The following is a 16397-nucleotide window of genomic DNA, read 5'->3' as shown; positions in this document are numbered from 1 at the left end:
GACTACTCCTAAGCGCGCAGAAAAATCTTATCTGCTTTTACTTTCATAATTAAACCGTTTTGCAACTGAACTTGAACGTCGTCCTTGTCCAGCTCTAAAACTGTTGCTGACATGGGGGTGTTCCCCGCTTTTACCTGAACCTGTTGACCAACAGAAAGCTTGTTGAGTTCCACATCAGCCAATTTAACTTTTGGTTTGGCCGGTTTTTTTGCGGTTTTCGGTTTAGCTTTTGCTGTATTTTCAGGTTTATCTTTAGCCGGAGCTTTTTTAGCTGCAGCCTTGTTGGTTGCTTTGTTTTTCTCTGCAACTTTAGCTTTAGATTCTTTTAAAGTCTCTTGTGCATGCTGCTGATGTTCTTCTGTTACAGCTTCTACCTGCTCGCCGTCTAAATTCACTCGCTGAGCACCCGTTTTAACGCTGTATAGATACCGCCAGCTATTGGTGTAATGACGCAGAGCCGTTCTTAAACGTGTTTTACTTACTTTGTCATCGTCCTCAAGGCGTTTCGCCAAATCCTCAAAAATACCAATTTTTAAAGGTTTGGCATCGCCTTTAATAGTAAAACAGTCTGGAAACTGTTCGGCTAAATAGGCAATGACATCTTTACTTTTCGTCAGCTTTTCAGGTTCACTCATTCCATTCTTCTTCCTGTTCGCGGACAACTTTCATTAAGTTTCGAACATAGTCGTCCATTTCATCAAATGACAAATCTAGCAATGCAGGCTCTTCAATCCAGTCGTACAAAGTACGGCGAACCATTTCTTCAAGCTGCTCTGTTGTATCGTCATCCTCTCGTAATGCATTAATAAGATGCAGCATTTCATTTATTTTATCAGCGGCTTCTTCTTCATGCTCTTCAAAGAAAATAACATCTTGTTTGGTTACTAAATAACTGTGAATATCGAATTCAACAAACATATTATGACTGCAACCCTTGCCAATTCAGAGTTTGGCAGTAGTCAGCAATAGCCTGAATGGCTTTTGCGTCTTCTTCACTAAAGCGCCCCACCGACGGGCTATCGACATCCAGTACCGCGACGGTTTTACCATTAACGACTATAGGTGCAACAACTTCACTGTTTGATGCTGAGTCACAAGCTATATGCCCGGCAAATTGGTGAACATCTTCAACTCTCTGGCAGGTTTGGGTTTCTGCAGCAACGCCGCAAACGCCCTTGCCAAAAGGAATACGAACACAAGCGACGCGGCCCTGAAAAGGACCTAACACCAACTCGTTATCGGAACGGGTAAGGTAGAAACCTAGCCAGTTAATGTCTTCAATGTGCTCATAGAGTAGCGCAGAGATATTCGCAAGATTTGCAATTAAATCGGGCTCACCTTCTGTTAAGGCCCGGCTTTGGGCTAATAAGTCAGAATACAGCTGAGAGCTCATAATTCGCCTTCTTGTTGGTCGAGTTTGAAACGAGCAATTTGTTCGCCAGAGTCAGTTTTGAACTCCTCTTTTAATTGCCGTTTGGTTTTCGTAATTATTTCGCCGTTAGCACCAATAGTAAAAGCTTCCTCTGTGCTGGCGTATCTAGCCTGGTAAGCCATAACCAATTGAATAGAGTTTTCACGTTGCTCATCAGTTAAACGATTACCATCTGGCCATTTACCGGTTTCAACCGCCTGAACCAGACGCTCGTAAATGTCCTGATTCATACTTTTAATTAAGTCGTCGAATTGCATAGTTTACCGCTTTTTCTTTTTTAAAAAGACAAGCTGCACGCGGTTGATTATAAACCAAACTAATCCCCCGACCATTAAGCCAACGGCAACGCTGTATTGCCAAGTTTTTGGCATGGGTTGCTGAAGGAATAAATAAGTAAAAGCGGCAATCGATATCAGTAAGGCGAGCATTGAACGGGAAACCAGCTTATCGGATTTTTCCTGCTTTATCCGTATGGCTTCACGCTCTATATCATCTTTAGACTGACCAGCCAGAACAAACTGGCAATGCGGGCACTCTTTTACTTTGCTTGAAATTCGCTTATTACACGAAGGACATTGTGTTAACGCCATAAACTACCTATCTCTTATGTAGTCCTTGCAATATAAGGCTTTTGCTCTCAATTTCAAGCATTGCGAGGGAATAAAAAATAAAACGGCCAACTTTAAGTTGACCGTTTTGCTTTAATTGATGCTTATTCTATTACTTTTTCTTGTCGGCGTCGCCAAAGTCTTTCCAATAAGACTTAACCGTTGATTTCATTTCCCGATGCAGCAAAATCATACCCAGTAAGTTAGGTAATGTCATTAAGACAATAGCGACAGCAGAAGCTGTCCAAACTAAGGTGGTATCTGCAAATGACGCCCAGAAAAAGCCTGCGACATAAAGTATACGGTAAGGCATAACACCCTTTTGGCCGACCAGATAAACAACCGCCCTGTCACCGTAATAAGACCAGGCAATAGCCGTTGAAAAGGCAAACATCAATAAGGTAATAGGAATAATGTACTGCCCATAGTCTCCGAAATACCCATTAGCAAAAGCCAGTGAGGTTAGAGCTGCGGAATGCACTAGTGATTTGCCGACAACTTCAATGTCTTCTTTAATCAAGTTGCCATTTTCAATTTTCACCTGACCATTGTAAGCATCTTCTCCGGCAATAATGAAACGCACGTCTTCAGCAACCGAGCGCGCATGCAAAATAGTGATTTCACCATCAGTCTGCGCCTTACCATCAACAACATTCAGCGTACCCGAATAGCGTTTGATTTCAGTGTCGTCGTAGTCGTTCAGGTATCTGTAAAGCTCCTGGCGATCTTCTTTGTCAACGTCATTGTACTCACCAACAACGAAGTCCAGATCGCTTCTGGCAAAGTTATTTTCAAACTTCTCAGTCCAAACTCCGGAAGACAGAATAACCAGACCGGTTAAGGTACAGATTAGGATGGTATCCAGGAAAGGCTCAAGAATTGAAACCAAACCTTCAGCAACAGGATCTTTGGCTTTAGCTGATGCGTGTGCAATTGGAGCAGAACCCTGGCCCGCTTCGTTCGAGAATAAGCCACGGTTTACACCACGGTTAAAGGCATAGGCGAAGCTGGCGCCAAGGAAGCCGCCTGCCGCCGCTGAACCGGTGAAAGCGTCAGTGAAAATAGAAACGAAAGATGAGCCTATATTATCGATATTGAAGAAAATAACGCTCAAAGAACCAATGACATAAACAATTCCCATAATAGGAACAATTTTCGAGGTAACCGCTGCTATTCGCTTGATGCCACCAATAATGACCATTGCCAGTAAAATAGAGAGGATAGCCCCTGTCCAGACCGGATCAATTGAGAAAGTCTGTTCCATTGACTGCGCAATGTTATTAATTTGCGGCATATTTCCGGTGCCAAAGGAACTAACAATAGTCGCAATGGCAAAGATAACCGCTAACCATTTCATATTAAGGCGGCGATCCATGTAGTACATTGGTCCGCCAGCCATAGTGCCATCTTCGGTTTTTACACGGTATTTATGTGACAAGGTCACTTCGACAAACTTCGTGGTCATACCGAGGAATGCCGTCATCCACATCCAGAAAATAGCCGCCGGGCCACCCAGGAATATCGCAAGTGCAACACCACCAATATTACCGGTACCTACAGTACCTGATAACGCGGTCGATAAGGCCTGGAAGTGACTGGTATCACCTTGTGAGTCTTTTTTATCGAATTTGCCGGCCAGTACTCTCCAGGCATGTCTGAAATAGCGTACCTGAGGAAAACCAAGATACAGTGAGAAAAATAATCCCACACCGAGCAAAAGAAACGGGAAATAGGCTGCAGAGCCTAAAAACCCGTCAATCCAAAGCAAAAAATTGTTGAGCGCTTCCAAGGAAGACCCCCTTTTGTTGTTATTATTTTGTGATCCAACTCTAGTTTTAACGCAATTTTGGTGAGACTGCCAATATTGCGGTTAAAACATCTTCTCCTAAACGCTGACAACGAGCTACTGACCAGCCGAAATCTTCGTCAGGTAAGTCTGCATTGTCTTTAAACGGCATTTCCAACGTATAAGATAAACACTTGAAGCGCTCACCCACCGCTGAGTTTGCGACTGTCATATTCGCTTTACCCGGCTCATCCAGCTCATAACCATACTTCGTCTGGAACTCTGGAGTTGCTGCTAAAAAGGCTGACTTGAAAGTGTCTTCTAAGTCTTTATGGCGCTCGTCATATGAAGGAATACCTTCACAGCCTGCGACAAAGTTATAAGGCAAAGCTTCATCACCGTGCACATCAAGAAACATATCAACACCGGTTTCCTGCATGCGTTTTAGCACATAAAAAACTTCCGGGCTTTTTTCCAGGCTTGGTTCCGCCCATTCGCGGTTCAGGTTAGTACCAACAGCGTTAGTCCTAAGATGCCCACGAACGCTACCATCTGGGTTCATGTTTGGTACGACGTAGAAAACGTTCTCGTCTAACAACTTACGGGCCACGCCATCTTCGTCGTCTAGTAAACGTGTAATTAAGCCTTCCATAAACCACTCAGCCATTGACTCACCAGGATGCTGGCGTGCAGTTACCCAAATGGTATTTTTGTGCTCAGCGGGTTCACCTATAACCAATAAGTTTAATTCGCGGCCGTCTATCGTTTCTCCTAATAGCTCGTGATAACAATCAATTGACTGTTGAGCTGATTGAATCAGGTCTTGATGACGCTCGTAAGAATAAGGAATGAAATACGCATAATAGACGCTTTCTTGCTCTGGTGTATGACGAATAGTCAGCTCTTTGCCATTGTACTCGGTCGGAACCCGGAACCAGGTTTCACGATCATATGAGGCGAGTGCCTGGTATTCTTTCCAACCATCCGGATACGCAGAGTCAGAAGCGTTTTCAATGGTCATCACGTGCTCTTCGCCGGCTTCAGCAAACAGCTTAAAATGGAACCATTGATAAAAATCAGATTGATGATCTTTCTTGATAGCTAAACGAATGTTATCGGCATTGTCTGAACTGATAACTTGAATATTGCCACTGTCAAAGTTTGCAGTGATATGCATACTTCACCTTTATGTGTTGTTTCTGAGAAAGAGAGTAGAAAAAAAGCGCCCGCAGGCGCTTTTTCAATTATTTAGGTAAATTAGGAACCTTAAGTCCGGCCATAGCTTCAGCCACACGAATAACCTGGCAACTATAACCAAATTCGTTGTCATACCAAACGTACAGTACTGCTCTGTCGTCTTCTACTATTGTTGCCTGAGAGTCAACCACACCAGCATGACGTGAACCCACTAAATCTGAAGAAACGATTTCAGTCGAAGCGGTATAGTCAATTTGGTTAGCCAGTTCTGAATGCAGAGAAACCTGACGCAGATAATCGTTTAATTCCTCGCGACTTGTCGACTTTTCAAAGTTCAGATTCATAATTGCCATTGACACATTCGGGGTCGGCACGCGAATGGCATTACCTGTCAGTTTACCAGCCATTTCCGGAAGTGCTTTAGCAACAGCTTTAGCCGCGCCGGTAGAGGTAATAACCATGTTAAGAGGCGCTGAGCGACCACGACGTTCGGCGGTATGATAGTTATCAATCAGGTTTTGATCGTTAGTGTACGAGTGAACCGTTTCTACGTGACCGTTACGAATACCAAACTCATCATTTATTGCTTTAAGCACAGGTGTAATCGCATTGGTCGTGCAGCTTGCTGCAGAAACAATTTTATCACTGTCTTCGATCATCTTATCGTTCACGCCAAAGACGATATTCTTGATATCACCTTTTGACGGTGCCGTCAGAAGCACTTTATCAACACCTTTTGATTTCAGGTGCAGACCCAGGCCATCTTCATCTTTCCAGATACCGGTATTATCGATAACAATCGCGTTATTAATACCGTACTGGGTATAATCCACTTGGTCCGGTCCATTAGAGTAAATCACTTTAATACTGGTACCGTTAGCTTTTATGCTCTGGCTATCGTGATCAACGGTTATTGAACCATTGAATAAACCATGGATTGAGTCACGACGCAGTAAACTTGCCCGCTTTTCTAAATCACCATCGCGACCGCCACGAACAACAATGGCACGTAAGCGCATTTTATTGTTGCCACCATTACGTTCAATTAACTGACGAGCCAATAAGCGCCCTATCCGTCCAAAACCATATAAAACCACGTCGCGAGGTTCGATATTATCTTCTGAATCAATGATGTCCGCTAACTCACGTTTGACGTAATCTGTAACCGACAAACCATCAGCTTTATCTCCAAACAAGTAGCCATAGGCCAGTTTGCCCAAATCAACGCGTGCCGGGGACAGTTTCAGCTCTGCCATAGCCTGCAAGAACGGAAAGCTTTCGCGTAAACGAACTTTCTGCCCTTCGTGGCGAAGAATAAGACGGTGTGCCTTAATAATATTAATGGTCGATACGTTCAGTAATGAACGGCCATAAACCAAAATTTCAACACCGAAGTTCCGGTACAACTTCCCAAGCAAAGGTTGCATTTGCTCGGCGAATTCCTGACGTTCCTGCCAACTTGATAAGGTTGGATCTTGCTGGTTAGAGTTCATAGTGAGCCCTGTCCTCTATGGTAATGTCTGTGAGCTTATAAAGTGCTACGCTTAAAAACCGCGATATTGTACTGAAAAGCTTGGCATGAAGCCAATTTTACGGAACAATTGTGTTTCACAAAAAAAATGTTGATATCTATGCTAAAAAAAATTGTTATTACAAGTGCTGCTCTCGCTTTAACCGGATGTATGGAAGGAAAGCCGTCAGTCAGTAAAATCTGCGAGTCTACTCCTAGTATTTGTAGCGATTTAAATACCGATAACTGGTGCAACGTAGAACGTAGCGAACTTATTTACAGTCGTTATGAACGTAGTCTAAACGATACGAGCGAAAACCAGTATTTCGTCATGCGGGATCTGGAAAAGTACTCAAAATGTATCGAGCTGGCTGCAACACTTGAAATGACAAAATCAAAACAGAAGCAGTCGGATCGTTTAGAGGCCTTTATTAACTCACGAAAAAATATAGAGAAGCTGGCTGACGAGACCGCCGATTCCGAACACCCTCTATGGCTATACTGGCATTGGGCCAACCGAAGCGACCATGAAGCACTGGATAAGCTTCTCGCACTAGAGGGCAGCAAAAAAATGGAAACGCCTGAACTTAAACTAGCGCTAGCCACCTATTATACCAAGAAAGACTCGGAAAAAACCTTTGAGCTTCTGTACAGCGCACTCCGACTGTATCGCCCCGATGACAAAGTAAACCCTGAAATACCTTCAACTTTAGTTTCTATGTATTTAAAAGAAGGTAATGGTCCTGAAGCTTATGTCTGGTCCCAGGTTGCCTGGCAGTTCGGCCAGAAAAACCTGGATAAAAACAGTATGAAATCAATTGTTAATGCCAGCGAAGACCAATACGACGACTGGGATGATCGCGCTGAAGCGATTGTCGATAAAATTGAAGAGGGTAAATTCCGCGGTTACTACTCATCGTCTTCGTGACGCATCGCTAGTGAGTTAACGCAATAGCGTTGTCCAGTTTCTGTTGGGCCATCGTCAAATACGTGGCCCAAATGCCCACCACATTGACTGCAGAGTATTTCAGTACGAGTCATGCCATGGCTTGAATCTTTTACATAGTCAATTGAGCCTTTTATGGCTTCATCAAAACTTGGCCAGCCGCAATGTGCATCAAATTGATGTCCTGCTTCAAAAAGTTTCTGACCGCAACCGGCACAATGGTAAACGCCGTCTTTATCACAGCTTAAATACTTTCCGGAAAACGGCCGTTCAGTGCCCTTTTCTCTCAGTACATAATAAGCTTCATCGCCTAATATTTCGCGCCACTCCTGTTCATTTCTGTTACTCCAGTCGTGTTCACTCATATTTGCTTAACTCCTTTATCTTTCAATTAAATTTCGTACTACTGTAACAGTCCATGTGCTAAACTTAAGCTTAAATTCATGGGTAAATTTGCTGAGGTTTTGCATGCTTCGTCGTACCAAAATTGTAACTACTCTCGGGCCTGCCACTGACTCTGAGGAAACACTCAGAGAGTTAATAAAAGCGGGTGCCAATGTTGTTCGTTTAAACTTTTCTCACGGCAATGGTGACGATCACAAGCAGCGCGCTTCCATGGTCAGAAAAATTGCCCGGGAATTAAACGCCCATATTGCCATTTTAGGCGACTTGCAGGGACCAAAAATTCGAGTTGCGCGCTTTCAACAAAAACAAATTACGTTGGCTGTCGGTGATAAGTTCATTTTAGACGCTGCGCTTGGAAAAGACAGCGGCAATCAGGAACGTGTTGGCCTCGACTATAAAGACCTGCCAACAGATGTCAGTCCCGGCGATCTTCTCTTACTGGATGATGGTCGTATCCAGTTAAAAGTTGAAGAAATTGATGGTAGCCAGGTTAAAACAGAAGTCACCGTTGGCGGCGTGCTTTCTAATAATAAAGGTATTAACCGTCAGGGTGGTGGTTTGTCAGCTGCCGCATTAACGGAAAAAGATTTAGCCGATATTAAGCTCGCAGCAGAAATCAATGTAGATTACCTTGCGGTTTCATTCCCTCGCTCTGGCGATGATATTAACCAGGCTCGGCACTTGCTCCGCGAAGCTGGTGGACAAGGCGTATTATGCGCTAAAATTGAACGCGCAGAAGCCGTTGCCAGCGAACATGCATTAGATGACATTATCAGAGCATCCGATGCCGTTATGGTTGCCCGTGGCGATTTAGGCGTTGAAATTGGTGATGCGCAATTGGTGGGTAAGCAAAAACAAATTATTTCGCGTGCACGCCAACTAAACCGTGTGGTTATTACCGCGACTCAAATGATGGAGTCGATGATTGAAAACCCAATGCCAACCCGCGCCGAAGTGATGGATGTTGCCAACGCCGTATTGGATGGTACAGATGCCGTAATGCTGTCGGCTGAGACGGCTGCCGGTAAACATCCAGTAGCAACCGTAAAAGCCATGGCTGAAATTTGCCTGGGTGCAGAAACACATCCAACCGCTCAGTTACGCCACCAGGATCTGGAAGAAATGTTTTCCAGCATTACCGAGGCGACAGCCATGTCTGCCATGTACGCAGCCACCCACTTGAATGGGGTCAAGGCCATTATAGCGTTAACTGAATCCGGTTTTACTGCCAAGCTTATGTCGAGAATTACTTCCCATTTACCGATATTTGCATTATCCCGCCATCCGCAAAGTCGCGACAAATCAGCTTTATACCGTGGTGTTTACCCTATAGATTTCGATTCTACTAGTGTCAGTAATCCGATAACTGAAGCTATTGAGGTAGTGAAAAAAAGTGGACACATAAAAGCCGGTGATTTAATCATACTAACCCACGGCGATGTAATGGAAACCGTGGGCTCAAGTAATACCTGTAAGATGATAGAAGTTCGTTAATCGTTAAAATCATTAATTAAAGAATCAAGAAGGTCGATGTATTCATCGGCCTTTTCTATCACTTTTTTACGTTGTTCCCCAGTCAGGCTCTGATATATATCCCACAAGAACTCTTTACGAAGCTGGCTATTTTTATCCGCTTTTTGCTGAAGCTCTTCGCTTCTTAATTGTTGTGGGTCAAGAATCAATGCTGATAATTGATTTTCATCTACAGGTTGCTTCAGCAACGCTTTCTCAAATTCACCTAACCAATTTGAGCGATAGCTTAACCATTGCTCACGTAATTCAGGAGAATCAGCCACCCAGCTGCGTAATAACTTATCCTGCTCTTTAGTCAGAGAACCGATAATATCTTCTAAGTCCTCTTCCACTTCCGAAATGCGGTCCAGCCTTCTTAGTATCGGGTTCTCTTCCTGGTCGTCCTGAAAGCGCTGATAACGCTCTTCCTGCGCTTCTTCTAATCGACGGATAAGTTGTTGCCGTTGTTTGAGTGAAAGAGTCGCTAATAAGCCCGCTTCGGCTTCTGTTCGTACTAAAACATTATCCCAGAACGTCCAGAGCTTATCTTCAAATTTGCTGATATCGTTTTTGCTCAGCGTCTGCTTATCGACCTTATCTCTCAGGTTTTTCAGTTCATCTCTGTACAACGGGAGCTGAGTTTGTGCATGCCAAAGATGCATTTCATCAACTTTCTCTGCTAGCAGCTCTTCCTGCTCACCGGTTAAGTCAACGTAATCCTTTACTTTCCACTCAACCAGAGTGTCAGCAAACTTGTAGCCAAGGTTCGCCGTACACCCTGCTATCAGGATTAAAAAGGTTATTACTGCCAGCAGTCGATACATGATTAGCTCAGAATAAGTTGTTTAATACGGTCTTTATAACTACGACTTACTTTCAGTTTTTGACCATTTTTTAATTGTAAATGATATTCGCCATTTTGTTGGTTACAGAGCTTTTCAACCTGTTTAATGTTAACAATGGCGGAACGATGAACCCGCTGAAACAGCTTAGGGTTTAAGTCCTGCTCCAGTTCTTTCATTGTGCGTCGCAGAATGTGGGTATCGTCACCGGCATGTATACACATGTAATCTCCAGCGGCATCAATCCACTTAATGTCTTTGACGGCAACCCGGGTTATCTCACCGCTGTCCTTTATAGCGATATATTCCGGATATTGGTCTGCGGTAATACTTTCGCCTGAAGCCAGCTTCTGTAATAGAGTATGCGTATCTTGCCCGGTTACCTCCGCAACTAAACTGATCAGTTTTTCCTGGTGCTCGTCGTTAACCGTCTGATGCTCGCTTATAACGCGGTTAACGCATTCAGCCAAGCGGTCGTCATCAACGGGCTTCAACAAATAATCTAACGCCCTGACTTCAAAGGCTTTGATAGCGTAGGTGTCATAAGCTGTTACAAAAACAACGACTGGCAACTCATGTCCCTTCTCCTGCACAGCTTTTAATACTTCAAAGCCATTAAGCCCGGGCATTTGTATATCGAGAAAAATCAGATCAGGTTTATTTTCGATAATGATATCGACGGCTTCCCTGCTGCTTTTGCACTCGGGCATTAACTGCAGTTGCTCAAACGCCTGTAAACGAATAGCCAACCCCTTTCTGGCGAGGGGCTCATCGTCAATAACCAGGGTTTTCAATCGATTCATCTTTGACTCTCCAACATTTCCATCGGAATGGTAATACGAACACAAAGACCGCTCTCAGCACCTTTTAGCATTTCAAACCTATACTGCTTACCATATAAGGATTTAAGCCTTTGACGAGTGTTATTAAGCCCGACACCGTCTTTGCGGAATAGCTTTTCCGGATCCGTTTCAATTTTCGGCCCATTATCACACACCTCCAAAATCAGGTTCTCTTTTTCTGACCAGGAACGAACTCTGATTTTCCCCACCCCTTCTACATTTGAAATGGCGTACTTAATTGAGTTCTCGATTAAAGGCTGACAAATTAAACTAGGAACCAGAGCATTCTTGGTTTCATCTGACAAATGAATATCAATTTCAAGCTGCTCGTCAAAACGTACTTTTTCAATATCCAGATACAAAAGCAAGGCATCCACTTCTTTTTCCAGAGTCACTTTTTTAATCGGTTCATTATCTAAAGAAAAACGCAGGAAGTGGCTTAGCTTATTCACCATCAAATTGGCTTTTTCATTCTCTTTGAGCAAAATAAGCGTAGAAATTGCGTTTAAGGTATTAAACAAAAAATGCGGATTGAGCTGGTATCGTAGCATTTTCAACTGCGCCTGATGCGCCATAGATGAAGCCAGTAACGCTTTTTGCTTCTCTTCCTGCAGCATCTGATAATACTTAATACCAAAATAAAGTCCGCTCCAGCTAAGAATGATATAAAACTTGGCCAAACTGTTTTTCAAATAGAAAAAGGGACTGTCCGGACGAAAACCGAATTTATAAATTTCCCAGTAAGTTGCGTTATCAACAATGGCCCAGGCTACAGCGGTAACATAAGACACCACAATGGCAATTAAAACCATAAGTGCCGGGGGGAACTCCCATATACGCCGGTACAAATAGCGAAGCGGAATCGTACTCAAAAAGCCGGCATACGCCCCCAAAATAATAATGAGGGTGTAGATATCCCGCATTTCATGCATTAGTGACCCTATGTAGTTCACTAACGCATAACCTATCCAGCCTCCCGCCTGCAGCAACCAAAAGAACCTGTTACGGTTATCCATCAATAGTTGCCACTGCGTTTTTATCGGTTTCTCCATTATGTTGAGGACTCTAAACGCGACAACTCGTCAATATCCACAAGGCTTCCGGAGAAAAGAGAGTTAACCTCATCTTTCTGGTTCCCCATAAACTGCACACCTAACTCAAGCTGGTCATCCACTTGCTTTACCTGCCGGACTATAGCTTTAAGGGTTAAGTCGCCGTTATTTTTCTGTTCTATTTTAAGAACAATTTTGCTGCCATTCTCCCAAAGCTCGTCTATTTTACCTTCAGGCTTTTCATGCTTTAGGCGACACCCACTTTCAGATACATCCAGCACGTGTCCTCTGAAAGTATTCTCCTCGCCTTTTACCGACTGCCCTGAGACTGAAGCAGGTAAAAAGGCGTCAAATCGACGCCCTTTTCTAATAATCCGATGCTCAATCTGATTTGGCCACATAATAAAAAGCATTTTCGTCGGGTGTGAGATGACATAGCTTATTTCACTGCGAAACGCACAAATTTCACCACTTTCGTTTTCCAGAACAAAGCGGACAATAACCGGTGTTTTCTCCTGCAAAAGATCACGCATGTCATTGTATTTACGCGCGTCGGGCATATTAACGATAACCCAGCGCTCGTTAACCGCACCAATAAACTCCGAATAAAACCGAGCCGGAACGTTCGAACTGGACAGTTGAACTTCTATTTTCTGACCTGTAACGAGCTGCGAAATTTTGCTTGGCATAGGGGTCTCTTTGCGATGAATCAATATGTTACTATGATCGCTAGTTGTCAGGCTGTGTCAAGCAAAGGAGAGTATCTTGATCGCTTACGATATAACACCCATCGATTTACATGGGCATTTATTTAATGTCTCTCTCACTATTGAACAAACGAACGATGAGCAGGAACTCTGGTTACCTAACTGGATTCCGGGCAGTTATTTAATACGGGATTTTAGTAAGCACATTATTGGTTTACACGCCGAGAGTAACGGCCTTTCCCTGCCGGTTAAGCAAATAAGTAAGAACCGCTGGCAACTGGCTCGTTCGAAGCATCCTGTTACTGTGCACTATCAGGTATACGCCTGGGACCTATCGGTTCGTTCGGCTTATCTGGACCAGTTTCAGGGTTTCTTTAATAATACCAGCCTGTGTCTTGCAGTTGAGGGACAAACCGACCTTCCCTGTGAACTGCACTTGCATGCGCCGCCAGAAGCCCCTCTGTGGAAGGTCGCGACCGGGATGCCCCGAAAAAGTGGGCAACCACATTCCTGGGGATGCTTCCGAGCCGATAATTATGATGCGCTAATTGACTATCCTTTTTTAATTGGAGACTTAACCATTGATGAGTTTATTGCTCACGGCATTAAGCACTCTCTGGTCTTAAGCGGCCGCCATTATGCTGATACCTCGCGCATAACGGCAGATTTAGCCAAAATTTGCGAAACTCAGATTAGCCTGTTTGAAGAAGCACCTTTTCAGTCTTATACCTTCCTGACCATGGTGGTAGGAAATGGTTTCGGCGGACTCGAACACAGAAATTCAACCGCACTACTTTGCAGCCGTAAAGATTTAATCAGTGCTCATCAATACGAAATGAATGACAACTATCAAACCTTTTTGAGCTTGTGTTGCCACGAATACTTCCACAGCTGGAATATTAAAACTCTGAAACCAAAGGCTTTTCTTCCTTATCAGTTGGAGAAAGAGTCGTACACTGAGCAACTCTGGTTCTACGAAGGTATGACATCCTACTTTGACGATTACCTTTTGCACACCAGCGGCATTATTGACGAAAAGCGTTATTTAAAGCTTTTGGGTGACACTCTATCGCGGGTTGAGCGTGGTGCCGGGCAATACCAACAAAGCGTGACAGAGTCGAGCTTTCTGGCCTGGACTAAGTTTTATCAGCAGAACGAGAATGCGCCGAACAGTATTGTCAGCTATTACGCGAAAGGTGCATTAATAGCACTTAGCCTCGATCTCATGTTGCGTCTGCAATCCGACCATAAACTGACGCTTGCAAGAGTCATGAAAGAGCTTTGGCATGAGTTTGGTAAAACATCTATTGGTACAGCCGACGACACAGTCATTAATTGGCTAAACCAGTATCCGGGCATTGATATTTCGGACTTCCTAAAAGACGCTTTATACAACAAAGAATCGCTGTCGCTTGTGGAGTTACTGCAAAACTTTGGCGTTATGGTTCAAAAACAGGTGCCCGTTGATGATAACAGCGTCGGTGGAAAAGCGTCAGAACAGCCTGCGCGTGTCAACTTTGGGGCTAAGTACAAAGCATCACCGCAGGGTTTGGACGTTCTTAATGTGTATCATGATGAAAGCGCTTATCACGCAGGTCTTTCTGCAGGCGACAAAATCATCGCAATTGATCATTTGCAGGCCACTGAGCAGTCGGTTAAACGAATTCTGGAGCGGTATATTCCCGGAGACACGGTGACAATTCATGCGTTTCGCCGCGACGAGTTAATGACACTGGAGCTTACCTGGCAGGAACCCGCTAAAAGCAGCTATGTTTTAAGCGTAGAACAACCAGATAAGCTGAAAGGCTGGTTAACCCCTTCCGGTTAATCCTGATAAAGCTGGGGAAGTAACGCAGGGTCTAACCGCTCATTTCCCCAGTTAACCCGCCAGTCTAGGTGAGGCCCCGTAGCACGGCCTGTGGCACCTATAGCACCAATTGAATCGCCCTGCTCTACTTTGTCACCAACCTCAACATGCAGTTCACTCAGGTGCAAATATGTTGTGTTCACTTTATAGCCATGTTCAATAATGATGGTACCGCCTGAGTAAAATAAATCAGGTTCAGCCAGAACGACTTCGCCCGGCCACGGCGCTTTAACCTGAGTTCCTGTTGGCCCGGCGATATCTTGCCCATAGTGCGGGTTTCGGGGCTCGCCGTTAAAAATTCGCTGACTGCCGTAAACACCACTAATGCGGCCTTCGGCGGGTTTAGTAATTGCAGTCAAAAAATCCGTTCGTGTGGTTTCTTTTTGTCTGGCCAGCCAAACTTTTTCCGCTTCTTTTCTGGCTCGTTTTACTTGTTCAGGGTCTGGTGTCACGGTCTTTTGCGGTACACCATCGACACGATCAATCTTGTATTCACGAGGCGCCAGTTTGAGTTTCTTAGTGATAGTTTCATCGCCTTTACTGACAACTAAGGTATTTTCTAACTCAGCCTTACGCGGAAAACCAAAAACAATATACCCCTGCTCGGTTACCTGCAGAGCTTCGCCGTTCAATGTTGCAGTAACACCGGGCTCAGATTTAGCCAGAATTAAAGCCCCCTGAGTCAAAGAACCTTTTATTTCCAGCGGCAAAGACTCATCGGCTGAGGCCACATTCGCCGAACACAGCGCTAAAGCAGCGGCAACAATCATTTTACGCATAGGCAATTGCTCCTTTTCCTACCCCTTCGAAGGCGCGAACTTCTACAGCCTGACCCGCATGCTTAGATTTAATTTCTGCTGCGAGAAAATCGGCAATACACTCAACTGTTGAGTCTGTCTCTATAACAAAGTTCTCTGCATTCGGAACAATAAGCTCAAACAGCCCCTGGTCAGCAACGTAGCTGTAATAGGTATGAGTCGAGTCGCTGGTTGCCGACGTTGCAGCCTCGGACAGTGTCAGTTCCTTTTTCGAACGAACATCTTCGGTAGTGCCTAGATAGATGTCTTCCCACTTATCTGACCATTCTTTTTCCAACACCGGTTGGCGAATGTTATCCAGTCGAATTTGAATTTTTGAACGATGACCATGAGCAATACGTTGGCAATTACCGTCGTGCTTTTTCAAACCATGTGTGTAGTGATAATAAAAACCATCGATATTTTCAGGTCTCAAAAACAACTGCAGACCTTCGACATTAACCGGTAACTCGCGCTTTATAACGGCTTTCAGGTAGTCCGTTACTGTCTCCATGGAAACGACATCTGCATCGATAAAGGCAAAGGCATCGGCCGGGCAAAACAAATGAATAGAACCTTGTTCCGGGCGCAGAAAATCGACCCAGTTAGCGCTGTCATCAGAGTTGTGCGTAACTTTTGTATACGAATGCTCTGCCGGTACAACCAGTTTATGATCAACCGAGTTATCGATAATGGCTTTAACCTGCTTTTTAACCCGACCAAAGTCGAGCACCATAGATTGCTCATTTAACGCGCCATCCAGCACGATATCAACAATCCAACTCTCACCAACTATCCCCCTTTCCGGGCATAAGTAAGAGCAATCAATAACGGTCAAATCATTCACAAATAACTGCATAGCGAGCTGTTCTCATCTCTTCTTCGGTAACTGTA

Annotated in this window: 18 protein-coding genes; 3 read left to right on the top strand and 15 right to left on the bottom strand. The window is 44.2% G+C overall.

All coding sequences use genetic code 11. The annotated features are described in order from the left end of the window. Nucleotides 1-8: 8 nt before the first annotated feature. The 8 genes from proQ to B2U97_RS10890 form a co-directional block, all read right to left on the bottom strand. Nucleotides 9-635: an RNA chaperone ProQ gene (gene proQ / locus B2U97_RS10925; RefSeq protein WP_011234519.1), complete on the bottom strand. Its 627-nt coding sequence runs from the start codon at nucleotides 633-635 to the stop codon at nucleotides 9-11. Continuing rightward, complete coding sequence (locus B2U97_RS10920; protein WP_011234518.1) at nucleotides 628-918, bottom strand: hypothetical protein; 291 nt, start codon at nucleotides 916-918, stop codon at nucleotides 628-630. The genes proQ and B2U97_RS10920 overlap by 8 nt, the downstream gene beginning before the upstream one ends. Nucleotide 919: 1 nt before the next feature. Next, nucleotides 920-1393, bottom strand: coding sequence for a GAF domain-containing protein (locus B2U97_RS10915; protein ID WP_011234517.1), 474 nt, complete (start codon nucleotides 1391-1393; stop codon nucleotides 920-922). Beyond that, nucleotides 1390-1689 (bottom strand): YeaC family protein, encoded by a 300-nt coding sequence (locus B2U97_RS10910; RefSeq protein WP_011234516.1) that lies wholly within the window; start codon nucleotides 1687-1689, stop codon nucleotides 1390-1392. The genes B2U97_RS10915 and B2U97_RS10910 overlap by 4 nt, the downstream gene beginning before the upstream one ends. Before the next feature lie 3 nt (nucleotides 1690-1692). Next, nucleotides 1693-2022, bottom strand: coding sequence for a Zn-ribbon protein (locus B2U97_RS10905; protein WP_011234515.1), 330 nt, complete (start codon nucleotides 2020-2022; stop codon nucleotides 1693-1695). Nucleotides 2023-2152: 130 nt separating this feature from the next. After that, on the bottom strand, nucleotides 2153-3829 hold the full coding sequence (locus B2U97_RS10900) for an alanine/glycine:cation symporter family protein (RefSeq protein WP_011234514.1): 1677 nt from the start codon (nucleotides 3827-3829) through the stop codon (nucleotides 2153-2155). 46 nt (nucleotides 3830-3875) lie between these two features. Beyond that, nucleotides 3876-5003 carry a M14 family metallopeptidase gene (locus B2U97_RS10895; RefSeq protein WP_011234513.1) on the bottom strand — a complete coding sequence of 376 codons (1128 nt, stop codon included), beginning with the start codon at nucleotides 5001-5003 and terminating at the stop codon, nucleotides 3876-3878. A 67-nt stretch (nucleotides 5004-5070) separates the two neighbouring features. Further along, nucleotides 5071-6516 (bottom strand): glyceraldehyde-3-phosphate dehydrogenase, encoded by a 1446-nt coding sequence (locus B2U97_RS10890; protein WP_034820840.1) that lies wholly within the window; start codon nucleotides 6514-6516, stop codon nucleotides 5071-5073. Nucleotides 6517-6654: 138 nt separating this feature from the next. Between B2U97_RS10890 and B2U97_RS10885 the strand changes: the two genes are divergently transcribed. After that, nucleotides 6655-7461, top strand: coding sequence for a DUF2989 domain-containing protein (locus B2U97_RS10885; protein WP_286823302.1), 807 nt, complete (start codon nucleotides 6655-6657; stop codon nucleotides 7459-7461). On the opposite strand, the gene msrB is transcribed toward B2U97_RS10885, so the two are convergent. Then, nucleotides 7443-7844, bottom strand: a complete 402-nt coding sequence (gene msrB / locus B2U97_RS10880) for a peptide-methionine (R)-S-oxide reductase MsrB (protein ID WP_011234510.1) — start codon at nucleotides 7842-7844, stop codon at nucleotides 7443-7445. The two genes, B2U97_RS10885 and msrB, sit on opposite strands and share 19 nt — an antisense overlap. Before the next feature lie 103 nt (nucleotides 7845-7947). On the opposite strand from msrB, the gene pyk reads away from it, so the two are divergent. After that, nucleotides 7948-9378 (top strand): pyruvate kinase, encoded by a 1431-nt coding sequence (pyk, locus tag B2U97_RS10875; protein ID WP_011234509.1) that lies wholly within the window; start codon nucleotides 7948-7950, stop codon nucleotides 9376-9378. Here the strand turns inward: pyk and B2U97_RS10870 are convergent. The 4 genes from B2U97_RS10870 to B2U97_RS10855 are packed head-to-tail and all read right to left on the bottom strand — an operon-like array spanning nucleotide 9375 to nucleotide 12821. After that, on the bottom strand, nucleotides 9375-10220 hold the full coding sequence (locus B2U97_RS10870; protein ID WP_011234508.1) for a DUF6279 family lipoprotein: 846 nt from the start codon (nucleotides 10218-10220) through the stop codon (nucleotides 9375-9377). The two genes, pyk and B2U97_RS10870, sit on opposite strands and share 4 nt — an antisense overlap. 2 nt (nucleotides 10221-10222) lie before the next feature. Continuing rightward, nucleotides 10223-11041: a LytR/AlgR family response regulator transcription factor gene (locus tag B2U97_RS10865; protein WP_011234507.1), complete on the bottom strand. Its 819-nt coding sequence runs from the start codon at nucleotides 11039-11041 to the stop codon at nucleotides 10223-10225. After that, on the bottom strand, nucleotides 11038-12132 hold the full coding sequence (locus B2U97_RS10860; protein ID WP_011234506.1) for a sensor histidine kinase: 1095 nt from the start codon (nucleotides 12130-12132) through the stop codon (nucleotides 11038-11040). Before B2U97_RS10860 ends, B2U97_RS10865 begins: the two co-directional genes overlap by 4 nt. Next, nucleotides 12132-12821, bottom strand: a complete 690-nt coding sequence (locus B2U97_RS10855) for a flagellar brake domain-containing protein (protein ID WP_011234505.1) — start codon at nucleotides 12819-12821, stop codon at nucleotides 12132-12134. Before B2U97_RS10855 ends, B2U97_RS10860 begins: the two co-directional genes overlap by 1 nt. A 76-nt stretch (nucleotides 12822-12897) precedes the next feature. Here B2U97_RS10855 and B2U97_RS10850 point away from each other — a divergent pair, with 76 nt between their 5' ends. Continuing rightward, on the top strand, nucleotides 12898-14667 hold the full coding sequence (locus B2U97_RS10850) for a M61 family metallopeptidase (protein WP_272990555.1): 1770 nt from the start codon (nucleotides 12898-12900) through the stop codon (nucleotides 14665-14667). On the opposite strand, the gene B2U97_RS10845 is transcribed toward B2U97_RS10850, so the two are convergent. Next, a complete protein-coding gene (locus B2U97_RS10845) occupies nucleotides 14664-15485 on the bottom strand; it encodes a M23 family metallopeptidase (RefSeq protein ID WP_011234503.1) in 822 nt (273 codons plus the stop codon). The genes B2U97_RS10850 and B2U97_RS10845 overlap by 4 nt on opposite strands. Then, nucleotides 15478-16362 carry a 6-carboxytetrahydropterin synthase gene (locus B2U97_RS10840; RefSeq protein ID WP_011234502.1) on the bottom strand — a complete coding sequence of 295 codons (885 nt, stop codon included), beginning with the start codon at nucleotides 16360-16362 and terminating at the stop codon, nucleotides 15478-15480. The genes B2U97_RS10845 and B2U97_RS10840 overlap by 8 nt, the downstream gene beginning before the upstream one ends. Nucleotides 16363-16397 lie beyond the last annotated feature (35 nt).

The sequence above is a fragment of the Idiomarina sp. UBA3176 genome (assembly GCF_002364295.1).
GTDB classification, from domain to species: domain Bacteria; phylum Pseudomonadota; class Gammaproteobacteria; order Enterobacterales; family Alteromonadaceae; genus Idiomarina; species Idiomarina loihiensis.
The sequence above is the reverse complement of the archived record's forward strand: the minus strand, read 5'-3'. Positions and strand labels throughout refer to the sequence as shown.